Origin of the sequence: Bradyrhizobium sp. AZCC 1693, from assembly GCF_036924745.1 — a bacterium.
Taxonomy (GTDB): domain Bacteria; phylum Pseudomonadota; class Alphaproteobacteria; order Rhizobiales; family Xanthobacteraceae; genus Bradyrhizobium.
Genome location: NZ_JAZHSD010000001.1, coordinates 4,401,236 through 4,423,821, shown reverse-complemented (window position 1 = coordinate 4,423,821; position 22,586 = coordinate 4,401,236). Strand labels below are relative to the sequence as shown.

Here is a 22,586-nt window from a genome sequence, read left to right as displayed (position 1 = left end):
GGTGAGGGGTCTGTCTCCGCGGAAAGAACCCCTCATCCGGCGCGGACTGCGTCCGCGCCACCTTCTCCCACAAGGGGAGAAGGGAAGTGAAGAGGCGTTACCCTACGCCGCGTCGATGCGACGGAAACCGTTCCACATCGCGGTGGCCGCGCCTGATGTCAGAACGGGGAGGAGGCGCGCATCCTGGTAGTTGCCGTTGAGCGAAACCCGCTGCAGCGCGGTCAAGTGTTCGGCGCTTTCCGGAAAAATCATGCCTGGCCGCGTGGTGACCGCCGTCTTGAATCCCGCCGCCTTCGCCAGGGCGAATTCGCGCCGGCCCGCCGCGATCCGGTCGCCATAGGGATAGGCGAGATGGATCACCGGCCGCTGCAACTCAGCTTCGATCCGCGCGCGGCCGGTGGCCAGTTCGAACGAGGCGGTCTCCTCGCTCTGCCGCGCCAGATTGCAATGCGTGATCGTATGCGCGCCGATCGTCACCAGCGGATCATCAGCGAATGCCTTCAATTCATCCCAGGACATGCAGAGCTCGCGAGCGATGGGAGTTTCGTCCACGCCATGTCGCGTGCATAGCGCGGAGATTTCGCGCTGCATGTCGTGTTCGGTCGGCAGCCCGCGCAGCCAGTCGTGCATGCGATCGAAGGCGGCTTGCTTCGCCGCCGGTGTTGAGGCGTCGAGGCGGGTCTTGACGCCGCCGATCGGGACTTCGATCGAAGGCGCCTTGGCGATCGCCCGCTCGAGCGCGACCCACCACAACCTGCCGGTGCCTTCGGCGAAATCGCTCGTCACGTAGACGGTGAGGGGGGCATCAAATTCGCGCATCACCGGCAGGGCGTAATCGCGGTTATCGCGATAGCCGTCGTCGAGGGTGAAGCAGGCGAAGCGCCGCGCGAATTTGCGCGCCTGGAGTCGCTGATGCACCTCGTCCATGGTGACGATGTCGACGTCGAGGTTACGAAGATGCGCCAGCATCGCCCGCAAGAACTCCGGCTTGACCTCAAGATGATAGTTGGGCTGAAACGCGCCGTCGCGCCTCGGGCGGACGTGGTGCAGCATGAAGATGACGCCGACGCCTGCGAAGATTGGCCGCAGCAGGTAGTGCGCTCCGGAGAAGTACAGCGCTTCCAGTCCGGCGCGGATGACGGTGTTGCGAAGCGGTTTCATCGAGATGCAGGGCTGCCCGGTTATTTACGGGGCGAAATTAGCGAAAGATCGCTGAAGAAACAGTTAGCCTGACTAATTTCAGAGCGTTTCGGCGCCTGCGACATTTCGGGTTTGACAGCCTCGCAAGGGTTTGTTTTCTCTCCGTTCCGGACCCCGCAGGAACTCGAATGCACGGACTTTTCAGGTGGAGTGGCAAATGGTGGCCGGGCATCATTCCGTTGGTCATCTTTTGGGCTATCGCAGCCTGGACGAGTACTGAGCCGCTGGAAATCGACCTGGCGCAGCGCTCGGCCGCAGCCCTCAAGGACACCATCCTCGACAAAAGGCGGATTACGGTCGTTGGCCGCGACGTAACGCTTGCGGCGGATGCTTTCTCGGAAGACGGCCGGCAGAGTGCGGTGGCGTCGGTGGAAGCGGTGCCGGGCGTGCGATTGGTTAACGATGAAACACGGCTCGTTCCCGAAGCCACGCCGTTTGTCTGGTCGGCCGAACGCGACGTCCTCCGGGTGACGTTATCGGGCAGCTCGCCCCTGCCGGCGAGCAAGGGTCGGCTGATGGAGGCGGCCCGCGCCGGCCTCAGTGGCGTCGAAGTGGTCGACCGGATGAATCTGTCGCGCGGGGCGCCGCCGCGTTTCGACAATGCCGCGCTGCTGCTGCTCGACCAGCTAGGCAAGCTGAAGGACGGCAAGATCACGCTGTCGGACACCAAGGTCAGCCTGTCCGGCATGGCGCGCGAACTCGGTGGCCGGGAAGCCATCGCCGCCGCGCTGAAAAATCTGCCCGAGGGCTTTTCGGTTGCAGCCAACGAGGTCAAGGCGCCGCCTTACATCTTCCAGGCCTACAAGGATCCGGTCGCGGTGACGCTGACGCTGACCGGGAACGCGCCCGACAGCAACGGCCACGCCGCGCTGGTGGCGGCGGCGGGACGCAAGTTCTTCAGCGAAAAGGTCGTCGACAACCTCAAGGAGAGCGTCGGTGCGCCCGCAGGGTTTGCCAACGCGGTGGTGCCCGCGCTCGGCGCGCTGTCGCGGCTGTCGACCGGCACGCTCGTCGTCTCCGACCGGGAGGTCAAGCTGTCGGGCGATGCGCTTTATGAAGCCGCCGCCGGCCAGATCCGCGCCGGCCTCGGCAAGGATTTTCCGCAAGGCTGGCGGTTCAAGCCGGAAATCTCGGTCAAGCCGGCTGCGGCGCCGGTGGATGCGACCGTCTGCCAGCAACTATTCTCCGAACTGCTCGGCAAGGCCCGGATCCGCTTCGAAGCCGGCAAGGCCGACATTGTCGCGGATTCCGCCGGCCTGCTCGACCGCCTGATCGAAACCGCGTTGCGCTGTCCGACCGCCAATATCGAGATATCAGGTCATACCGATACCGATGGCGACGAGGCGGCCAACCAGGCGCTGTCCGAGAAGCGTGCCCAGGCGGTCGCCGACTATTTGGTCAAGGCGGGATTGCCGGCCAACCGGTTCAGCGCGGCCGGCTATGGTTCGACGCAGCCGATTGCGGCTAACGATACCGACCAGGGCAAGGCGCAGAACCGCCGCATCGATTTCGTGGTGAAGTGAGCATGGCCTATCTGACCACATTCTACTGGGGCTGGTTGCTGGCATCGGCGCTGCTCGGCTTCGCCATGGGCTGGATTTCAGTGGTTCAGCACGGCGACGGCGTCTCGCGGAAGCTGCGTTGGGCGCTTTCGGCCCTGGTCGCGGCGCTGATTGGAGCAGCCCTTGCGCGCATCGTGCCCGGCCGTTTCGGCTACTGGCTCGACCTCGGGCTGATCATGTTCGCGCTTTATCTCTGCTTCTGTGCGGTCGGATCATGGTTGCGCGACTGGGTGGTCTCGCGCAGTGCGCCGTCGGCCTGACCGCCGCATGAGCCCGCCAGTTCCTCCGCCGTCACTGTCACGCGTTCTTGACCAGCCCCTTCTATGGTCGCGAATCGCCGTTGGGCGGCGGGATTGCCGCAAAACCGTACTTCTACCGTCGTCAACTGGCGCCTAATATGTTGAAGAAGCGTGTTTTATTGTCGTCAGGCGAATTCCACTCCGGCTCAAAACGCGCTACCAGAGGGGCAAGGGAGCAGCGTAGCGTCGGCGGGGTTCTCGCCGCAGAAGCGCAATTCGAGGTGTAGATGCTGGAAGCAATACGCAGGGCGATCTCGTTTCTGCGCCAGAAGCAGGTCCTGCACAAGCTCGGGGTCTTGATCAGCATCACGGTGATCGCCGTTGCGTGCTACGTACTCTATCACATGCTCCGCGGCATCGACACCGATGAGGTGATCGACGCCATCAAGGGCACCGAGCCGCGCCAGATCGCGCTGGCGGCCCTGTTCGTGGCGGCAGGCTATTTCACGCTGACTTTCTATGACTGGTTCGCGGTCCGCGCGATCGGCCAGGGCCACATTCCCTACCGCGTCAACGCGCTTGCCGCCTTCACCTCCTATTCGATCGGACACAATGTCGGCGCCAGCGTCTTCACCGGCGGCGCCGTGCGCTACCGGATCTATTCGGCCTGGGGGCTGAACGCGATCGATGTCGCCAAGATCTGTTTCCTCGCCGGGCTGACCTTCTGGCTCGGCAACGCCGCCGTGCTGGGGTTGGGCATCGCCTATCACCCGGAGGCCGCCGCCTCGATCGACCAGCTCCCGGTCTGGTTCAACCGCGTGGCGGCGTTCGGCATCCTTCTCGGACTGGTCGGCTATGTGGCCTGGGTCTGGGCGCAGCCCCGCGGCGTCGGCCGCGGGCCGTGGACGGTCACGCTGCCGGGCGGGCCGCTGACGCTGCTGCAGATCGCCATCGGCATCGTCGATCTCGGCTTCTGCGCGCTGGCGATGTATGTGCTGGTGCCGGACGAGCCCAATCTGGGCTTTGTCGTCGTCGCCGTCATCTTCGTCTCGGCCACGCTGCTGGGTTTTGCCAGCCATTCGCCGGGCGGGCTCGGCGTTTTCGATGCCGCCATGCTGGTCGGGCTCTGGCAGATGGACCGGGAGGAACTGCTCGCCGGCATGCTGCTGTTCCGCGTCCTCTATTATATCGGTCCCTTTGTCATATCTGTAATCTTGCTGACGCTTCGGGAGATTATCATCGGCGCGCGATCGAAGCGCCTGCGCCAATTGGCGGCCAGCGCCGACGCCGAGCCGACGAGGCATGAGGCCGCCGTCTATGTCCGCGAGCGTGGAGACACGGGCACCTGATGACGCGGCGGGGGCTTCGCGATTAGAGGAAAAAGCCTGCGCCATGGCGATTGACGATTCCAGCTCTTCCTCGTTCTTTGCGCCGTGGCCGGACCGGTTGCGGCATTCGGCGATCATTCTGCTCGCCGCCGGCCTCGCGCTTTGCGCGCTCGTGGTGCTGGCCGATCTCTCGCTGGCGCGCGCCGTGGCGGTTTTCATCTGTATTGCCGCCGCGGCGCTGGTGCCGTGGCGGCTGCATCATGTGGCGGTCTCCCGTGACGATGTCCGCGCCGTCAGCCCGGTCGAGTCTGCCGCCGTCAGCGCCGTCGTTGCCGGCATGCCGGATCCGGCCGTGCTGCTCGACCGCGCCGGCCGCGTCCTGCATCTCAACGCGGCGGCCGCGCAGCTCGCGCCTGCGCTGCGCAAGAACGAACTCGCCCAGTTCGCGCTGCGCTCTCCCGAAATCATCACCGCGCTGCGCGAGGCGATCGCGACCACCGAACCACGCCGGGCGACCTATCTCGACCAGGTGCCGGTCGACCGCTGGATGGAACTGATCATCACGCCGGTGCCGGTGCCGACGCTGTTCGGCGGCACCGAGAAATGCATGCTGATGACCTTCCACGACCAGACGCCGCTCCGGCGGGTCGAGGAAATGCGCGCCGATTTCGTCGCCAATGCCAGCCACGAACTGCGCACGCCGCTCGCGGCGTTGTCGGGTTTCATCGATACGCTGCAGGGGCCGGCCAAGGAGGACGCCAAGGCGCGCGAACGCTTCCTGTCGATCATGCATACGCAGGCGACGCGGATGGCACGGCTGATCGACGATCTGCTGTCGCTGTCGCGGGTCGAATTGTCGGCCCATGTCCGGCCCGACGCCTGCGTCGATATCGTGCCGATCATTCGCCAGGTCGCCGACGGACTGGAGCCGCTGGCCCGGGAACGCCAGGTCGAAATCGAGATCGACCTGCCCACCGCACAGGTCGCGATCGCGGGCGACCGCGAGGAACTGCTGCGGCTGTTTGAAAACCTGATCGAGAACGCGCTCAAATATGGCGCGTCCGGCGGGCGGGTGATCGTCTCCCTGACCCAGGCCACGTCCAGCGAGGGCGCGCCGGAAGTCCGGATCATGGTGCGGGATTTCGGCCCCGGCATCGCGCCGGAACACCTGCCGCGGCTGACCGAACGCTTCTACCGGGTCGATGTCGGCGACAGCCGCGCGCAGGGTGGAACCGGCCTCGGTTTATCCTTGGTGAAACATATTCTTAACCGCCATCGCGGCCGGCTTTTGATCGAAAGCGTGCCGAAAAACGGCGCGGTCTTTACTGCGTGTTTTCCCCAGACCAAGACCCCGTCAGCGCATTAAATCCACGCGATTTCAATCGCTTGATTATGTCATCCAACTGTCATCGAACCTTCGTAAAAGCTCTATCGACCGCTCCTAGATGAGCGGCACGTGAGCGCGATCGGGCGCAACAGGCGCTTCGCTCACCAGATGGAGACCAACCATGAATTTCCTCAGGACAATCGTCGCCGCCGGCCTGGTCGCCGCGTCGACGTCGGCCTTCGCCGCCGATATCACCGGCGCGGGCGCCACCTTTCCGTTTCCGCTCTATTCGAAGTGGGCCGACGCCTACAAGAAGGAGACCGGCAACGGTCTGAACTACCAGTCGATCGGTTCCGGCGCCGGTATCAAGCAGATCGTGGCCAAGACCGTGACGTTTGGCGCCAGCGACATGCCGCTCAAGCCGGAGCAGCTTGAAAAGGAAGGCATGATTCAATGGCCGCAGGCGATGGGCGCGCTGGTGCCGGTCGTGAACCTCGAAGGCATCAAGCCGGGCGAATTGGTTTTTTCCGGCGAATTGCTCGGCGACATCTATCTCGGCAAGGTCAAGAAGTGGGACGATCCTGCGATTGCCAAGCTCAATCCCAAGGTGAAGCTGCCCTCCGACGCGATCACGGTGGTGCGCCGTTCGGACGGTTCCGGCACCACGTTCATCTGGACCGATTTCCTCTCGAAGAGCAACGCCGAGTGGAAGGCGAAGGCGGGCTCCGGTACCGCGGTCGAGTGGCCGACGGGCGTTGGCGCCAAGGGCAACGAAGGCGTTGCCGGCAATGTCAGCCAGACCAGGAATTCGATCGGCTATGTCGAATATGCTTATGCCAAGCAGAACAAGCTGACCTACGGCGCAATGATCAACAAGGCCGGCAAGACTGTGCAGCCGACGATTGGCGCATTCCAGGCCGCGGCTGCCAATGCCGACTGGGCCGGCGCCAAGAACTACTTCGTCATCCTGACCGACCAGCCCGGCGACGCGTCGTGGCCGATCACGGGCGCGACCTTCATCCTGATGCACAAGGATGCGACCGACAAGGCGGCGTCTCAGGAAGCCGTCAAGTTCTTCAAATGGGCGTTCGAGAAGGGCGACAAGATGGCCGAAGAGCTCGACTACATCCCGATGCCGGACTCGGTCGTCAAGCAGATCGAGAAGACCTGGTCGGCCGAGATCAAGAGCTGAGGTCTCCTGTCCCGGACGCGGTGCAGCGCCCTTTGCGCTGCGCCGCAGAGCCGGGACCCACGCGTCTCAAGAACGCGTCACTCGACAATTGGGCCCCGGCTTAGCAACGCATCGCTACGCGCTGCGTCGCATCCGGGGCACGAGACGGATCGAGCAAGATCGAGTAGAAGTACAGGGGACTAGCGTGGCGGAAATGGCGGTTGAAAGCGACGTAATGGAAGCTGCCGGACCCTACGATCGCGCGAGGGCTCTCAGCGCGTTCAAGCTCGGCGACGTCACCTTCTACTGGATCACGCGCGCCTGCGCGATCTCGGTTCTGCTCATCCTCGGCGGCATCATCCTTTCGCTCATCGTCGGCGCCTGGCCTGCGATCAGGGAATACGGCGCGGCCTTCCTGTGGACGCAGCGCTGGGCGCCGTCGGCCGATCCGCCGGTACTGGGTGCGCTCGGCCCGATCTACGGCACGCTGATCACCTCCGTGATCGCGATGATGATCGCGATCCCCGTCGGCCTCGGCATCGCGGTGTTTTTGACCGAGATCTGCCCGCTCTGGCTGCGCCGCCCGATCGGCCTTGCGGTCGAGCTGCTCGCCGGCATCCCCTCGATCATCTACGGCATGTGGGGCTTCTTCGTGCTCGGGCCGTTCCTGGCCAACACCTTCCAGCCGTTCATGATCAGCGTGTTCGACGGCGTTCCGGTGCTGGGCACAATCTTCGCCGGTCCCCCGTCCTATCTCAGCCTGTTCAACGCGTCGCTGATCCTGGCGATCATGGTGCTGCCCTTCATCACCTCGATCTCGGTCGACGTGTTCAAGACGGTGCCGCCGGTTTTGAAGGAAGCCGCCTATGGCGTCGGCTGCACCACCTGGGAAGTCGTCCGCAACGTCGTCATTCCCTACACCCGGGTCGGCGTGATCGGCGGCATTATGCTGGCGCTCGGCCGCGCGCTCGGCGAGACCATGGCGGTGACCTTCATCATCGGCAATTCGTTCAAGATCCAGTCCTCGATCTTCGCGCCGGGCACCACGATCTCGGCCGCCATCGCTTCCGAGTTCGCCGAAAGCGATGGCCTGCATCAGTCCGGCCTGATCCTGCTTGGGCTACTGCTGTTCGTGCTGACGTTCTTCGTGCTCGCCGCGGCGCGGCTGATGCTGCTGCGGCTGGAAAAGAAGGCGGGGAACTGACATGAACCCGATCTACGCCTCCCGCCGCCGCTTCGACACCATCATCCGCGCGCTGTGCGTCGGCGCCGCTTTGTTCGGCGTGACATGGCTCGCGCTGATCCTGTTCACGCTGTTCTACAACGGCCTTTCCGGCGTCAACCTCGCCGTCTTCACCCAGGATACGCCGCCGCCCGGATCGACCGAGGGCGGGCTTCGGAACGCCATCATCGGCTCGATCATGATGACCGTGATCGGGGTGGGCATCGGCGCGCCGCTCGGCCTGTTCGCCGGCACGTATCTCGCCGAATACGGCAAGCACGACAAGCTGACCTCGGTGATCCGCTTCATCAACGATATTCTTCTCAGCGCGCCCTCGATCATCATCGGCCTGTTCATCTACGGCGCCATCGTGGTGCCGATGGGCGGGTTCTCGGCCTTCGCCGGCTGTCTGGCGCTGGCCGTGATCGTGATCCCCGTGGTGGTCCGCACCACCGAGGACATGCTGGGACTGGTGCCCAACCCGTTGCGCGAAGCGGCCTCCGCGCTCGGCCTGCCGCGTTCGCTGGTGATCCGGCGGATCGCCTATCGTGCCGCGCGGTCGGGCCTGATCACCGGCGTGCTGCTGGCCACCGCCCGAGTCGCCGGCGAGACCGCGCCGTTGCTGTTCACCGCGCTGTCCAACCAGTTCTTCAGCCTGAACATGACCAAGACGATGGCGAACCTGCCCGTCACCATCAACAACTTCGTGCAGAGCCCCTATGTCTACTGGAAGCAGCTCGCCTGGAGCGGGGCCTTGCTGATCACGCTCACCGTACTTGCCCTGAATATTGGCGCGCGCATTCTCGGCGCCGAGAGGACATCCAAATGACCGATCTCTCCGTATCCGTGAGTTCCGCGAGCGGGCCCGTTCCGCAGGTGGCGCTGCCCGAGGCTGCGCCCAAGGTGACCGCGCGCGGCCTGAACTTCTACTATGGCGAGCACCATGCGCTGAAGAACATCAACCTGACGCTCGGCACAAACCGCGTCACCGCCTTCATCGGCCCGTCCGGCTGCGGCAAATCCACGCTGCTGCGGATCTTCAACCGGATGTACGATCTCTACCCCGGCCAGAAGGCGACCGGTCAATTGATGCTCGACCAGACCAACATCCTCGACCCCAAGCTCGACCTCAATCTGCTGCGGGCCCGCGTCGGCATGGTGTTCCAGAAGCCGACGCCGTTCCCGATGACGATCTACGAAAACATCGCCTTCGGTATCCGCCTCTACGAAAAGATCTCCAAGTCCGAGATGGACGGCCGGGTCGAGAAGGCGCTGCGCGGCGGCGCGCTGTGGAACGAGGTCAAGGACAAGCTGAATGCAAGCGGCCTGTCGCTGTCCGGCGGCCAGCAGCAGCGGCTCTGCATCGCCCGCACGGTTGCGGTACGGCCCGAGGTGATCCTGTTCGACGAGCCGTGCTCGGCGCTGGATCCGATCTCGACCGCCAAGATCGAGGAGCTGATCCAGGAACTGGCGGAGGACTACACCATCGCGATCGTCACCCATAACATGCAGCAGGCGGCCCGCGTCTCCGACAAGACCGCCTTCATGTATCTCGGTGAACTGATCGAGTTCGACGACACCAGCAAGATTTTCACCTCGCCCGGCGATCGCCGCACGCAGGACTACATCACCGGCCGTTTTGGTTGAGGAGATAACACATGGGTTCTGAACACACCGCCAAGGCGTTCGACAGCGATCTCCAGGAACTGACCCGTCTCGTCGCCGAGATGGGTGGCCTGTCGGAGCGCATGATCACCGAATCCGTCGACGCGCTGGTCCGTCGCGACGTAGCGCTTGGCAAGCGCGTCGTCGCCGCCGACGTCGAGATCGACCGCCTGCAGCATCTGATCGAGGAACGCGCGGTGCTGACCATCGCCCGCCGCCAGCCGATGGCGATCGACCTGCGCGAAATCGTCGGCGCCATGCGGGTCGCCACCGATCTGGAACGGATCGGCGACCTCGCCAAGAACATGGGCAAGCGCGTCGCGGCGCTGGAGAACGATTTCCAGCCGCTCAAGCTGATGCGCGGCCTCGAACACATGACCGACCTGGTGCTGTCGCAGGTCAAGTCGGTGCTGGACGCCTATGCGGCGCACGATCTGCCGGCGGCGATGGCGGTGTGGAAGGGCGACGAGGAAGTCGACGCCATCTGCACCTCGCTGTTCCGCGAACTCCTGACCTACATGATGGAAGATCCGCGCAACATCTCGTTCTGTATTCATTTGATGTTCTGCGCCAAGAACATCGAGCGGATCGGCGATCACGCCACCAACATCGCCGAAACCGTGTTCTACATGATCGAGGGTCAGCAGATGCTCGACGAGCGCCCGAAGGGCGACATGACGACGTTTGCCACCACCGTACCGAACACTTGAGGACAGCAGAATGAGCGCGCGCATTATGGTGGTCGAGGACGAGGAAGCGCTGACCACGCTGTTGCGCTACAACCTCGACGCCGAAGGCTATGAGGTCGAAACCGTCGGCCGCGGCGACGATGCGGATACGCGGCTGAAGGAGCGCGTGCCCGATCTCGTCGTGCTCGACTGGATGCTGCCGGGGCTGTCCGGCATCGAGCTCTGCCGCCGCCTGCGCGCCCGGCCGGAGACCAAGCAATTGCCGATCATCATGCTCACGGCACGCGGCGAGGAGAGCGAGCGGGTGCGGGGCCTGGCGACCGGCGCCGACGATTACATCGTAAAACCGTTCTCGGTGCCGGAACTGCTGGCGCGGGTGAAGGGCCTGTTGCGGCGCGCAAGCCCCGAGCGGCTCGCCACGGTGCTCACCTATGGCGACATCGAACTGGATCGCGAGAAACGCCGCGTCGCGCGTTCGGGCCGCCAGATCGATCTCGGCCCGACCGAGTACCGCTTGCTGGAATTTTTCCTCGAACATCCCGGCCGCGTCTTCAGCCGCGAGCAATTGCTCGACAGCGTCTGGGGCCGCGACATCTATATCGACGAGCGCACCGTCGACGTCCATATCGGCCGTCTGCGCAAACTGCTCAATCCCGGCCGCGAGCAGGACCCGATCCGCACCGTGCGCGGCGCGGGTTATGCGCTGGATGACCGGTTTGCGAAGGTGGAGCCGTAAGGCTCCAGCGCGTCACCCGCACTCCATCGTCGTCCCCGCGAACGCGGGGACCCATAACCACAAATCTCGATTGTTGAAATGCGCTGGAGCCCCAGCGTGACATAACCACGAACGCCTGTGGTTATGGGTCCCTGCGTTCGCAGGGACGACAACTGCTGCCGCGTGCCCTTACCTTGTCTGCTTCGGCGCCTGCCGCCGCCGGTCGGCGGCGGGCTGATAGGCGATGCGCGAGTGGTGCGCGCAATAGGGCAGGCCGGTAAGCGCCCTGCCGCCGCAGAAGAAGAATTCCGGGCTCGAGGGATCGCCGACCGGCCAGTGGCAGGTCGCCTCGTTCAGTTCGAGCAGCGACAGCCGCTGGCTCATCGGCACCACGTTGTCGAAGGCGATCGGATCCGGCTCCATCTCGACCTCGAAGGCGTGCGCAAGCGCGGTGTTGCCGCGCGAGACCGGGCGCGACACCCGCATCATCTGTTGCGCCGGGCGCGCCTTGCGCTGCCGCGGGGCCGCCGAGGAGGGGCTCTTGGCGCGGCCGGACAGGCCCAGCCGGTGCACTTTGCCGATCACAGCGTTTCGCGTCACATTTCCGAGTTCCGCGGCGATCTGGCTGGCCGATAATCCGGCTTCCCAGAGCTTTTTCAGTTGCTCGACGCGATCGTCGGACCAGGTCAATACCGTCATCGCATTCTTCCCTTCGCATCGCGCCGGCCAATCAGGGGCAGCGCTGGCGACGTCATTCGTCTCAAAAATCCCTGCGGTCAGAATCCCTTAGCCCTCGCCGGGCGCGAAAACCGCGCCCGAACGTTTACGCCGTACAAAATGGACTCTAGGGATCAGAACTGCCGCACGAGATGTCGTACCCGACAGCCCAAACGCTACAATATGGCGTGACTCGGGCGCAAGAGTCCGGGCCCGCGCGTCCACATGTTCCGACATCTAGGCATTGCACTGCGTGTTTTCCACCACACCGCAATCTTACGGATTTCCTTAATCTTGCGGTGCAGGAAAGGCGGCTTCGTGGCGTGTTGACAGCGCCCCCCGCCCACATAGAATACCTCGCACGTGCCGCCCTTAAGAGGCGGCACGTTTCGTTTTCGCAAGACCGGCCGTTGCCGCGTTCGCGCCAATGCACGCGTGTGCTCCGCGGCAGGTCTTACCTTCAGTGCAAACCTTTTGTGATCGCCATGACCAATAGCGCCACGTCGCATCTGCTCCCCGTCTTTGCCAGGGTCGATCTCGGCTTCGAAAGCGGCGAGGGCTGCTGGCTGACCGCGACCAATGGCGAGCGCTATCTCGACTTCACCTCGGGCGTCGCGGTCAATGCGCTGGGTCACTGCCATCCGCATCTGATCAAGGCGCTGCAGGAACAGTCGACAAAACTCTGGCACATGTCGAACCTGTTCAAGAGCCCGGATGGCGAGAAGCTTGCCGCGCGGTTGTGCGAACAGAGCTTTGCCGACCTCGTGTTCTTCTGCAATTCCGGTGCGGAAGCGATGGAAGGCGTGATCAAGGTCGTGCGCCGCTATCAATTCTCCAAGGGTCATCCCGAACGCTATCGGCTCATCACCTTCGAGGGCGCGTTCCACGGCCGCACGCTCGGCACGCTCGCCGCAACCGGCTCCGCCAAATATCTCGAAGGTTTTGGGCCGCCGATGGACGGCTTTGACCAGGTGCCGCACGGCGATCTCGAAGCGGTGAAGAAGGCGATCGGGCCGCACACCGCGGGCATTCTGATCGAGCCGGTGCAGGGCGAGGGCGGTGTGCGCTCGGCGCCGCAATCCTTCTTCAAGGCGCTGCGCCAGCTCTGCGACGAGCACGGCCTGCTGCTGGCGTTCGACGAGGTGCAGACCGGCATGGGCCGCACCGGCGATCTCTTCGCCTACAAGCGCGTCGGCGTGACGCCGGATGTGATGTCGCTGGCGAAAGCGCTCGGCGGCGGCTTTCCGATCGGCGCAGTGCTTGCCACCGCGGAAGCCGCTTCCGGCATGACGCCGGGCTCGCACGGCTCGACCTTTGGCGGCAATCCGCTGGCGATCGCGGCCGCCAATGCTGTACTCGACGTGATGTTGAAGCCCGGCTTCTTCGATCACGTGCAGAAGATGTCGCTGCTGCTGAAGCAGAAACTGGCCTCCGTGGTCGATCGTTATCCCGCCGTGCTCTCGGAAGTGCGCGGCGAGGGACTCCTGGTGGGCGTCAAGGCCGTGGTGCCGTCGGGCGACCTCGTCAATGCACTGCGCGGCGAGAAATTGCTCACCGTCGGCGCCGGCGACAATGTGGTGCGGTTCCTGGCGCCGTTGATCGTGACCGAGGCCGAGATCGACGAGTCCGTTCAGATGCTCGAGCGCGCCTGCGTCGCGCTGTCGGGTAATCAGTTGAAGAAGGCGGCAGGGTGATGAGCAAGTCCGTCCGTCATTTCCTCGACATCAGCGAACTGCCGCCAACGGAGTTGCGCAACATGCTGGCCTTGGGTGCCGACATGAAGGCGAAGCTCAAGGCGCAAGAAAAACTTGGTGAAAAGGGCAGGAAGCCGCTCGAAGGCAAGACGCTGGCAATGATCTTCGAACGTCCGTCGACCCGCACGCGGGTGTCGTTCGACGTCGGCATGCGCCAGCTCGGCGGCGAGTCCATCATGCTGACCGGCGCCGAGATGCAGCTCGGCCGCGGCGAGACCATCGCCGATACCGCGCGCGTGCTGTCGCGCTATGTCGATGCGATCATGATCCGCATCCTCAATCACGACGCGCTTTTGGAATTGGCCGCGCACGCCACCGTGCCCGTGATCAACGGGCTGACGCGGCGCTCGCATCCCTGCCAGGTGATGGCCGACTTGATGACCTTCGAGGAGCATCGCGGGCCGATCGAGGGCAAGACCGTGGCCTGGACCGGCGACGACAACAACGTGCTGGCGTCATGGGCGCACGCGGCCGAGCGTTTCAAGTTCCAGCTCAATGTCGCGACCCCGCCGCAGCTCGCGCCTAACAAGGCGATGAAGGACTGGATCAAGGCGACGCAAGCGCCCATCGTGCTCGGCAACGATCCCGAGGCTGCCGTCCGCGGCGCCGATTGCGTCGTCACGGACACCTGGGTTTCGATGGGCGACAAGGACGGCGAGCATCGCCACAACGTGCTCAAGCCCTATCAGGTCAACGAGAAGCTGATGTCGCTGGCCAAGCCGGACGCGATCTTCATGCACTGCCTGCCCGCGCATCGCGGCGAGGAGGTCACCGACGAGGTGATCGACGGCCCGCAATCGGTGGTGTTCGACGAGGCCGAAAATCGCCTGCACGCGCAAAAGGGCATCCTGGCGTGGTGTTTTAACGAAGTGGCGTAGCCTTCTCCGTCGTCCCTGCGAACGCAGGGACCCATACCGCGTGATCTCTCGATTACTGCAGTGTGGTAGACGCCGTGCTTCACAATTGCGCCCTGTGGCTATGGGTCCCTGCGTTCGCAGGGACGACTCGTGGAGATGGTTTCGCCCTCTTCGACCCCCTTCAATTTTCCCTCTTAGCCCCCAGATAAAGCGCCATGGATTCACAATCAGACATCAAAATCACCGAGGCGCCCGTTCGCGCGCCCTCGTCCGTTCCCGTCGATGACGCGGTGCTGCCGTTCGAGGTCGCCGAGCTCGACCTGCGCGGCCGGCTGACCCGGCTCGGCCCCGCGCTCGACGATATCCTGACCAAGCACGATTATCCGCCTGCTGTCGGCAAGCTGCTCGGCGAGGCGATCGTGCTGGCGACGCTGCTCGGCTCGGCGCTGAAATTCGAAGGCCGCTTCATCATGCAGACGCAGACCGATGGCCCGGTGTCGTTCCTGATCGTCGATTTCCAGGCGCCCGACCGTCTGCGCGCCTATGCGCGCTATGACGTGAGGCGGCTGAAGGACGGCCAGGATTCCGGCACGCTGCTCGGCAAGGGTCATCTCGCCATGACCATCGACCAGGGACAGGACATGAGCCGCTACCAGGGACTGGTGGCGCTCGACGGCGGCAGCCTGGAAGATGCCGCGCATGAATATTTCCTGCGCTCCGAACAGATCCCGACCCGCGTGCGGCTTGCGGTCGGCGAGGAATGGCGCGGCGGCGATGGCAGCGGCCCGAAGCACCGCTGGCGCGCCGGCGGCATGCTGCTGCAATTCCTGCCGAAGGCGCCGGAACGGGCGCGACAGGCTGATTTGCATCCCGGCGATGCGCCTGATGGCGCGGTGACGCATGCCGTTGCCGAGGATGATGCATGGGTCGAGGGCCAGTCATTGATCGGCACCGTCGAGGATGTCGAGCTGATCGATCCCGATCTGTCGGGCGAGCGCCTGCTGTACCGGCTGTTTCACGAACGCGGCGTACGCGTGTTCAAGCCGCTGCCGTTGCGCGCGCAATGCTCCTGCTCGCGCGAGGCGGTGTCGGCCATGCTGAAAAGCTTTGCGCCGAAAGACCGCGCCGAGATGGTGAAAGACAACAAGGTGGTGGTGACCTGCGAGTTCTGCTCCTCGGTCTATCAGTTCACCCCGCATGAAGCGGGCGTGGAGGAGTAGGCGGTCTATTGCGCACGCTATCGCCACACGCCCGGTGCGCTCCCTTCCCCGAATGGCGATCGAGTTTCGCGGAGCGGGCAAAGCGGAGCGTGCCCACCATCTATCCGCGACATTGCGCCCTCTATTTCGAAGACGGCAAACGAAGATGCAAACCTCGGGCGCATTGCGTTGCGAGAATGCAGATGCATATTCAGTCGTCATCGCCCGGCTTGACCGGGCGACCCAGTATTCCAGAGACGCCAGTGATTGAACCGATAGGCCGCAGCGTACTGGATCGCCCGGTCAAGCCGGGCGACGACAGCTTCGTTGTTTCGATGACTTCACTGCACTCGCAATGACGGGCAGATCGCCTTGGCCCTAATTCAACACCCGCCTCTTATCGGGGCTATCCAGCGAGAACGTCGGCACGTCGATCTCGAACCGCTCGCCGCTTTCGCTGACCATCTGGTAGCGCCCGGTCATGAAGCCCGAGGCGGTCGGCAGCGGCACGCCGCTCGTGTATTCGAAACGTTCGCCCGGCGCGAGCACGGGCTGCTCGCCGACCACGCCTTCGCCGCGGACTTCCTGCTTGCGGCCGGTGGCGTCGGTGATGATCCAGTGCCGGGTGCGGAGCTGCACGGTCTCGGCGCCGGTATTGGTGATGACGATGGTGTAGGACCAGAAATACTGGCCGCGATCGACCGACGAGCGCTCGGGCAGGAAGTTCGGTTCGACGGTGACCTCGATCTGGCGGGTGACGGCGCGGTACATGCTGGCAGCTTTCGGAAATCCTGCTCGGTATCATAGCCAAGAATGCCGGGGGAACAATCTCCGGCCCGCCGGGTTTGCCGGTTGTTTGATCGCGGTTTCAACATAGTTCCAGTCTAGAGCGCACCCGCGCGCGGTCCGGCCCCGTATCTGTTTGCGCATCTTGTGCGCAAGGTGCGGGCCGATATTATCCTGTCCCGGACAGTGCACGCGTAAAAGCTCAACTCACGGTGCCAGATGTCGTCCATTGCCGATCCAGTTGCCGGAACGCCTCTCAGCGACAGCAAGGCTGCGGTGTCTGCCGCGCCGGCGATTGCGCTACCGGTGGCCGGCGAGCGCGAATTGCGGCTCGACCTGTTTCGCGGCATGGCGCTGTGGCTGATCTTCGTCGATCATCTGCCGACCAATATCCTGACCTGGTTCACCATCCGCAATTACGGATTTTCCGACGCCACCGAAATCTTCATCTTCATCTCCGGCTACACCGCCGCCTTCGTCTACGGCCGCGCGATGTTGCAGGCCGGCTTCGTGGTGGCGACCGCGCGCATCATGCGCCGGGTCTGGCAGATCTACGTCGCGCATGTGTTCCTGTTCACGATCTTCCTCGCCGAAATTTCCTACGTCGCGACCCGTTTCGAGAACCCGCTCTACAGCGAAGAAATGGGCATCATGGATTTTCTCAAGCAGCCTGACGTCACCATCGTGCAGGCGCTGCTGTTGCGCTTCCGCCCGGTCAACATGGACGTGCTGCCGCTCTACATCGTGCTGATGCTGTTTTTGCCGATCGTCCTGTGGCTGATGAAGTGGCGGCCTGACGTGTCGCTCGGCCTGTCGGTGCTGCTGTACGCGCTGACCTGGCAGTTCGACTGGTACCTGACGGCCTATCCGAGCGGCTTCTGGATCTTCAACCCGTTCGCCTGGCAGTTGCTGTTCGTGTTCGGCGCCTGGTGCGCGCTCGGCGGCGCCGCGCGGATGTCGCGGATCCTGTCGTCGCCGGTGACGATGTGGATCTGCATTGCCTATCTGCTGTTTTCATTCTTCGTCACCTTGACCTGGCACATACCGCAGCTCAGCTTTCTGATGCCGAAGCTGATCGAACAGTGGATGTACCCGATCACCAAGACCGATCTGGACGTGCTGCGGTTTGCCCATTTTCTGGCGCTGGCGGCGCTCACCGTGCGCTTCCTGCCCAGGGATTGGCCGGGGCTGAAATCGCCCTGGCTGCGACCATTGATCCTGTGCGGCCAGCATTCGCTTGAGATATTCTGTCTCGGCGTCTTCCTGGCCTTCGCAGGGCATTTCGTGCTGGCCGAGGTTTCCGGCGGTGCCTTTATGCACGCCCTGGTCAGCCTGACCGGAATCCTCGTCATGTGGGGCGTGGCGTGGGTGATTTCGTGGTACAAGCATTCGGCCGACAAAGATGCGTCCAGGACCAAGCGCACGGGCGGCAATGCCGATATGGCTGGAGGGAGCGTATGAGGCCCGGTTCTGGAGCCGTACTAGCCCTGTCCCTGTTCGCCGGTCTTGCGGCTACCGGTTTGGCGCGAGCCGAGGATGCCCCCCAGGCCTCACCCCAGACCTGCGAGGTGCCGGCCTATCTCCTGAGCACCGAAAGCCTGCTGCCGAAGGTCACCGAGGCCGTCAAGAACGGCCGGCCGCTGACCATCCTCGTGGTGGGCAGCCGTTCCTCGACCATCGCCGCTTCGGCCGACAGCGCCTATCCCGCCCAATTGCAGGCCGCGCTGAAGGAGAAGCTGCCCTCGATCCCGATCAATCTATCCGTAGAACTACAGCCCGGAAAATCCGCGGAGGAGACCGACGCCGCCCTCGTTAAGCTGGTGGAAGCAAAAAGGCCTACTTTGGTCATCTGGCAGACCGGAACCGTCGATGCTATGCGATCCGTCGATCCCGACGATTTTCGCGGCGCCGTCGGCGAAGGGGTTGTTGCGCTGCAAAATGCGGGCGCCGATGTGGTCCTGATCAATCCGCAATACAGCCCGCGCACGGAGACGATGATTTCTGCGTCGCCATACCTGGATAATATGCGCGTGGTGGCGCAGCAGCATAATGTTCCGCTGTTCGACCGGTTTGGCATTATGCGTCACTGGAACGACGCCGGAGATTTCGATCTGTTCAGTACCGTTCATGGCACCGACATGGCCAAACGGGTTCATGCCTGCCTCGGCCGCGCGCTGTCGAAATTTGTGCTCGATGCGGCCCGCCTCGATCAGGCGCAGCAGAATTAGGGAAACTAGCGTTAATGAGCCGTCACTACCCTTTTTGTTTGTCGACATTGCCGACCGTCTTTTTTGCCGCGAGCCTGGTGCTGATGATGCCTGCCCCGGTGTCGCCGCTGCTTGCGCAGACGGCCCCGCAGCAGGCGGCGCTGTCCGACAACGCCAAAACCAAGGCTGGATCTGAAAACAAGGCTGAATCTGAAAAGAAGTCCGAGTCTGCAGGCAAGGATGAAGCGGCCAAGCCGACAGGCGCGGCCGTCGATCCGGCCAAGCCGGCAGCGCAGAAGGGCATCGCCGGCAAGGCGATCGATAAAGTGAAAGAGGTCGCGAAGTCGGCCGGCGATATCTTCAGCCGTGTGCCTTGCCAGTCGCCGAAGGGCGTCTCCAGATCGATGGGGTCGCTGCCGCATGTCGCGGGCAAGCTCGCGGCGGGCAAGCCGGTCGTGATCGTCGCCTTCGGCTCGTCGTCGACCCAGGGCTACGGCTCGACCTCGCCGGAATTCAATTACCCGAACCGCCTGGCGGCGCAGTTGCGCCGGCAATATCCGACGGCCGACATCACCGTCGTCAATCGCGGCAAGGGCGGCGACGACGCGCCAGAGATGATGAAGCGGCTGCAGACCGAAGTCATCGACGTGCATCCGGATATGGTGATCTGGCAGGTCGGCACCAACGCTGTGCTGCGTAACCTCGATCCCACCGAGACCGCGAAGGTCGTGGAAGAGGGCATCGCGCGGATTCAGGCCGCGGGCGCCGATCTCGTGCTGGTCGATCCGCAATATTCGCCGGCCGTCACCGCCAAGGCGGAAAACGCCGGCAAGATGGTGAAGCTGCTCTCAAAGGTCGCCGAGCTCCGTCGCGTCGGAGTGTTCCCGCGCTTCGAAGTGATGAGGGACTGGCACGAGAAGCAGGCGATCCCGATCGAGAATTTCGTCATCTCCGACGGCCTGCACATGAGCGACTGGGGCTACGCCTGCTTCGCCCAACTGCTCGGCGACGACATCATCAAATCGGTCGGCCAGATCAAGCTCGGCGTCAACGTGCCCGCCGACGTGCGGGCGTACAGACCGATGTAGTTGCGCTAGCGCGCCATCCATCACCAGATCGCTCAAGGCATCCACGCCAATGATACCAGGCTACTGTGCATGGGGTTGTTTTCGATATTTTGTGCCAACCGCCTTGCGACGAGCGCACGTATCGGCCGATGTAACGCTGGGCTAACGCATCACCGTCGTCCCTGCGCACGCAGGGACCCATACGCCGCGGCCCAAATGATCAAAGGCAGTAGCAGACGTCTTGCCTAACTCACAATTCCCCGTGGTTATGGGTCCCTGCGTTCGCAGGGACGACATTGTCATGCGTTGCAATCACTCACGCCTTCTCCAGCGCCGCCGCAAAATCCTCGATCAGATCATCGGCATGCTCGAGCCCGGCCGAGAAGCGAATGAAACCTTCGCTGATGCCGAGTTCGGCGCGCGCCTCCGGCGTCAGGCGCTGATGCGTCGTGGTCGCAGGATGGGTGACGAGGCTCTTGGCGTCGCCGAGATTATTCGAGATGCGCGCGATCTGCAGCGCGTTGAGGCAGCGGAACGCGGCCTGCTTGCCGCCCTTGACCTCGAAGCCGACCAGCGTCGAGCCGGCGCGCATCTGCTTCTTCACCAGCGCCGCCTGCGGATGATCCGCGCGGCCGGGATAGATCAGCCGCGAAATCTTCGGGTGCGACGCGAGCACGTCGGCGACCTTGCCCGCCGTCTCGGTCTGCGCGCGCACGCGCACGCCAAGCGTCTCCAGGCCCTTGAGCAGGGCCCAGGCGTTGAACGGCGAGAGCGACGGCCCGGTCTGGCGCATGAAGTTGTGGATGTGCTCGGCGATGAAAGCTTCCGACGACAGGATGATGCCGCCCAGGCAGCGGCCCTGGCCGTCGATATGCTTGGTCGCGGAGTAGACCACGACGTCGGCGCCGAGCGAAAGCGGGCTCTGCCAGATCGGCGTGGCGAAGACGTTATCGACGATCAGCCGTGCGCCGCCACTGTGCGCGATCTCGGCAATCGCCGGGATGTCGAGCACGTCGAGCGTCGGATTGGTCGGGCTCTCCAGGAAGAAGGACCTGGTGTTCGGCCGCAACGCGCGCTGCCACTGGTCGAGATCAAGACCGTCGACCAGCGTCGTCTCGATGCCGTAGCGCGGCAGCAGATCCTGCACCACGTAAAGGCACGAGCCGAACAGGGCTTTCGAAGCGACCACGTGGTCGCCGGCCCGGAGCGGTGCGAGGATCGCGGTCGTCACCGCGGCCATGCCGGTTGCGGTCGAGCGCGCGGCTTCCGCGCCCTCGAGTTGGATCATGCGGCGCTCGAACATCTCGATCGTCGGGTTGGAATAGCGCGAATAGATAAAGCCGGGATCCTGGCCCTTGAATCGGGCCTCGCACTGCTCCGCGCTGTCGTAGACGTAGCCTTGGGTTAGGAACAGCGCCTCCGACGTCTCGCCGAATTGCGAGCGCAGCGTGCCGCCATGGACAAGGCGGGTTTCGGGACGATAATGCTTGGTAGAACCAGTCTCAGACATGTGACCTCCGCCATGACCACCATTGAAAAATGGTCACAAAAAACCGGCCTGGAAAAATTTCCACAGGCCGGGATCACACGTGTCCCCGGCCTGTTTAGCGACTTATTTAACGTGGCTGCAAGCCGGCCGGCTCAAATCACCACGGGATAAGTCATGCTGATATTACCTCGCGCCCTTCCCGTCAAGGCGGCCATCGGATAACCCCTAAAAGCCCATATTTACGAGGTTTGGATGAGTTTTGGGCCGTATTGAGGATCGCGCCGTGCCGTTCACGCTTCCGCCCGACGCCAACGGAATTCTGCCCGACCGCATGATCGCGGCGATGGCAGATGCGGGCCTGATCCTGCCGGAATATCCCTTTGTCGAAAGCCAGATCCAGCCGGCGAGCCTCGATCTGCGGCTTGGCGACATCGCCTACCGGGTGCGCGCGAGCTTTCTGCCCGGTCCCGGCTCAACCGTCGCCGAGCGCATCGACGAGCTGAAGCTGCACGAGATCGACCTCTCCGACGGCGCGGTGCTCGAGACCAATTGCGTCTACATCGTGCCGCTGCTGGAGAGCCTCGCGCTGCCGCCGCAGATCGTGGCGGCCGCCAATCCGAAAAGCTCGACCGGGCGGCTCGATGTCTTCACCCGCGTGATCGCCGACGGCACCCGCCGCTTCGACATGATCGGCGCCGGCTATCACGGCCCGCTCTATGCCGAGATCAGCCCGAAGACGTTTCCGGTGCTGCTGCGCGAGGGTTCACGGCTCAGCCAGGTGCGCTTCCGCACCGGTGACGCCATCCTCAACGCCGACGAACTCGACGCGCTGCACGGCGCCGAGCGGCTGGTCGATATCGACGACGCCGATCTCGCCAACGGCGTGGCGCTGTCCGTCGATCTCTCCGGCGAAAATACATCAGGCTTCGTCGGCTACCGCGCCAAGCGCCACACCGGCGTCGTCGATATCGACCGCCGTGGCGGCTATGCCGTCGACGAATTCTGGGAGCCGATTCCGGCCCGCCCGGACGGCAGCCTGATCCTCGATCCCGGCGAGTTCTATATCCTGGCATCGAAGGAAGCCGTGCAGGTGCCGCCGGATTACGCCGCCGAAATGGTGCCGTTCGATCCGCTGGTCGGCGAATTCCGCGTGCATTATGCCGGATTCTTCGATCCCGGCTTCGGCTATGCCGGCGCCGGCGGGCAGGGGGCGCGGGCGGTGCTCGAAGTGCGCTCGCGCGAGGTACCGTTCATTCTCGAGCACGGCCAGATCGTCGGCCGGCTGGTCTATGAGAAGATGCTGTCGCGGCCCGACGCCATGTACGGCCAGCGCATCGGCTCGAACTACCAGGCGCAGGGGTTGAAGCTCTCCAAGCATTTCCGGGTCTGACC

Annotated in this window: 21 protein-coding genes and 1 riboswitch; of the genes, 17 read left to right on the top strand and 4 right to left on the bottom strand. The window is 63.8% G+C overall.

The window, feature by feature from the left end:
- Positions 1–102 precede the first annotated feature (102 nt).
- The gene (locus tag V1293_RS21180) at positions 103–1,161 is read right to left on the bottom strand and encodes a polysaccharide deacetylase family protein (protein ID WP_334511919.1); all 1,059 of its coding nucleotides are present in this window, start codon (positions 1,159–1,161) and stop codon (positions 103–105) included.
- A gap of 167 nt (positions 1,162–1,328) precedes the next feature.
- Here V1293_RS21180 and V1293_RS21175 point away from each other — a divergent pair, with 167 nt between their 5' ends.
- From V1293_RS21175 to phoB, 10 genes are all read left to right on the top strand, one after another.
- Complete coding sequence (locus V1293_RS21175; RefSeq protein ID WP_334511917.1) at positions 1,329–2,723, top strand: OmpA family protein; 1,395 nt, start codon at positions 1,329–1,331, stop codon at positions 2,721–2,723.
- 2 nt (positions 2,724–2,725) lie between these two features.
- The gene (locus V1293_RS21170; protein ID WP_334511916.1) at positions 2,726–3,022 is read left to right on the top strand and encodes a hypothetical protein; all 297 of its coding nucleotides are present in this window, start codon (positions 2,726–2,728) and stop codon (positions 3,020–3,022) included.
- Positions 3,023–3,288: 266 nt separating this feature from the next.
- The gene (locus V1293_RS21165) at positions 3,289–4,350 is read left to right on the top strand and encodes a lysylphosphatidylglycerol synthase domain-containing protein (RefSeq protein WP_334511914.1); all 1,062 of its coding nucleotides are present in this window, start codon (positions 3,289–3,291) and stop codon (positions 4,348–4,350) included.
- Positions 4,351–4,393: 43 nt separating this feature from the next.
- Complete coding sequence (locus V1293_RS21160) at positions 4,394–5,695, top strand: ATP-binding protein (protein ID WP_334511912.1); 1,302 nt, start codon at positions 4,394–4,396, stop codon at positions 5,693–5,695.
- Positions 5,696–5,837: 142 nt separating this feature from the next.
- Positions 5,838–6,848, top strand: a complete 1,011-nt coding sequence (gene pstS, locus V1293_RS21155; RefSeq protein WP_334511910.1) for a phosphate ABC transporter substrate-binding protein PstS — start codon at positions 5,838–5,840, stop codon at positions 6,846–6,848.
- Positions 6,849–7,041: 193 nt separating this feature from the next.
- A complete protein-coding gene (pstC, locus tag V1293_RS21150; protein ID WP_334516824.1) occupies positions 7,042–8,031 on the top strand; it encodes a phosphate ABC transporter permease subunit PstC in 990 nt (329 codons plus the stop codon).
- Between the two features lies 1 nt (position 8,032).
- Positions 8,033–8,878 carry a phosphate ABC transporter permease PstA gene (gene pstA, locus V1293_RS21145; RefSeq protein WP_334511909.1) on the top strand — a complete coding sequence of 282 codons (846 nt, stop codon included), beginning with the start codon at positions 8,033–8,035 and terminating at the stop codon, positions 8,876–8,878.
- Positions 8,875–9,696 carry a phosphate ABC transporter ATP-binding protein PstB gene (gene pstB / locus V1293_RS21140; protein ID WP_334511907.1) on the top strand — a complete coding sequence of 274 codons (822 nt, stop codon included), beginning with the start codon at positions 8,875–8,877 and terminating at the stop codon, positions 9,694–9,696. Before pstA ends, pstB begins: the two co-directional genes overlap by 4 nt.
- A gap of 11 nt (positions 9,697–9,707) precedes the next feature.
- Positions 9,708–10,424 carry a phosphate signaling complex protein PhoU gene (gene phoU, locus V1293_RS21135; RefSeq protein WP_334511905.1) on the top strand — a complete coding sequence of 239 codons (717 nt, stop codon included), beginning with the start codon at positions 9,708–9,710 and terminating at the stop codon, positions 10,422–10,424.
- Between the two features lie 10 nt (positions 10,425–10,434).
- A complete protein-coding gene (gene phoB, locus V1293_RS21130; protein WP_028351834.1) occupies positions 10,435–11,139 on the top strand; it encodes a phosphate regulon transcriptional regulator PhoB in 705 nt (234 codons plus the stop codon).
- 168 nt (positions 11,140–11,307) lie between these two features.
- On the opposite strand, the gene V1293_RS21125 is transcribed toward phoB, so the two are convergent.
- Entirely contained in the window at positions 11,308–11,817 is a 510-nt protein-coding gene (locus V1293_RS21125) for a GcrA family cell cycle regulator (RefSeq protein WP_334511903.1), read from the bottom strand.
- Between the two features lie 503 nt (positions 11,818–12,320).
- Between V1293_RS21125 and V1293_RS21120 the strand changes: the two genes are divergently transcribed.
- The 3 genes from V1293_RS21120 (at position 12,321) to V1293_RS21110 (ending at position 15,666) form a co-directional block, all read left to right on the top strand.
- Positions 12,321–13,529 carry an aspartate aminotransferase family protein gene (locus V1293_RS21120; RefSeq protein ID WP_334511901.1) on the top strand — a complete coding sequence of 403 codons (1,209 nt, stop codon included), beginning with the start codon at positions 12,321–12,323 and terminating at the stop codon, positions 13,527–13,529.
- Positions 13,529–14,467 carry an ornithine carbamoyltransferase gene (argF, locus tag V1293_RS21115; protein WP_334511899.1) on the top strand — a complete coding sequence of 313 codons (939 nt, stop codon included), beginning with the start codon at positions 13,529–13,531 and terminating at the stop codon, positions 14,465–14,467. The genes V1293_RS21120 and argF overlap by 1 nt, the downstream gene beginning before the upstream one ends.
- Before the next feature lie 194 nt (positions 14,468–14,661).
- Entirely contained in the window at positions 14,662–15,666 is a 1,005-nt protein-coding gene (locus tag V1293_RS21110) for an Hsp33 family molecular chaperone (protein ID WP_334511898.1), read from the top strand.
- A 357-nt stretch (positions 15,667–16,023) separates the two neighbouring features.
- Here the strand turns inward: V1293_RS21110 and apaG are convergent, their stop codons facing one another.
- Entirely contained in the window at positions 16,024–16,416 is a 393-nt protein-coding gene (apaG, locus tag V1293_RS21105; RefSeq protein WP_334511896.1) for a Co2+/Mg2+ efflux protein ApaG, read from the bottom strand.
- 234 nt (positions 16,417–16,650) lie between these two features.
- Between apaG and V1293_RS21100 the strand changes: the two genes are divergently transcribed.
- The 3 genes from V1293_RS21100 to V1293_RS21090 are packed head-to-tail and all read left to right on the top strand — an operon-like array spanning position 16,651 to position 19,726.
- Positions 16,651–17,892: an OpgC domain-containing protein gene (locus V1293_RS21100; protein ID WP_334511895.1), complete on the top strand. Its 1,242-nt coding sequence runs from the start codon at positions 16,651–16,653 to the stop codon at positions 17,890–17,892.
- Complete coding sequence (locus V1293_RS21095) at positions 17,889–18,659, top strand: SGNH/GDSL hydrolase family protein (RefSeq protein ID WP_334511893.1); 771 nt, start codon at positions 17,889–17,891, stop codon at positions 18,657–18,659. Before V1293_RS21100 ends, V1293_RS21095 begins: the two co-directional genes overlap by 4 nt.
- Positions 18,660–18,673: 14 nt before the next feature.
- Positions 18,674–19,726 carry an SGNH/GDSL hydrolase family protein gene (locus tag V1293_RS21090; RefSeq protein WP_334511892.1) on the top strand — a complete coding sequence of 351 codons (1,053 nt, stop codon included), beginning with the start codon at positions 18,674–18,676 and terminating at the stop codon, positions 19,724–19,726.
- A 295-nt stretch (positions 19,727–20,021) separates the two neighbouring features.
- On the opposite strand, the gene V1293_RS21085 is transcribed toward V1293_RS21090, so the two are convergent.
- The gene (locus V1293_RS21085; protein ID WP_334511890.1) at positions 20,022–21,215 is read right to left on the bottom strand and encodes an O-succinylhomoserine sulfhydrylase; all 1,194 of its coding nucleotides are present in this window, start codon (positions 21,213–21,215) and stop codon (positions 20,022–20,024) included.
- 73 nt (positions 21,216–21,288) lie between these two features.
- Positions 21,289–21,368: riboswitch (SAM riboswitch) on the bottom strand.
- Positions 21,369–21,477: 109 nt separating this feature from the next.
- Here V1293_RS21085 and V1293_RS21080 point away from each other — a divergent pair.
- Positions 21,478–22,584 carry a 2'-deoxycytidine 5'-triphosphate deaminase gene (locus V1293_RS21080; RefSeq protein ID WP_334511888.1) on the top strand — a complete coding sequence of 369 codons (1,107 nt, stop codon included), beginning with the start codon at positions 21,478–21,480 and terminating at the stop codon, positions 22,582–22,584.
- Positions 22,585–22,586 lie beyond the last annotated feature (2 nt).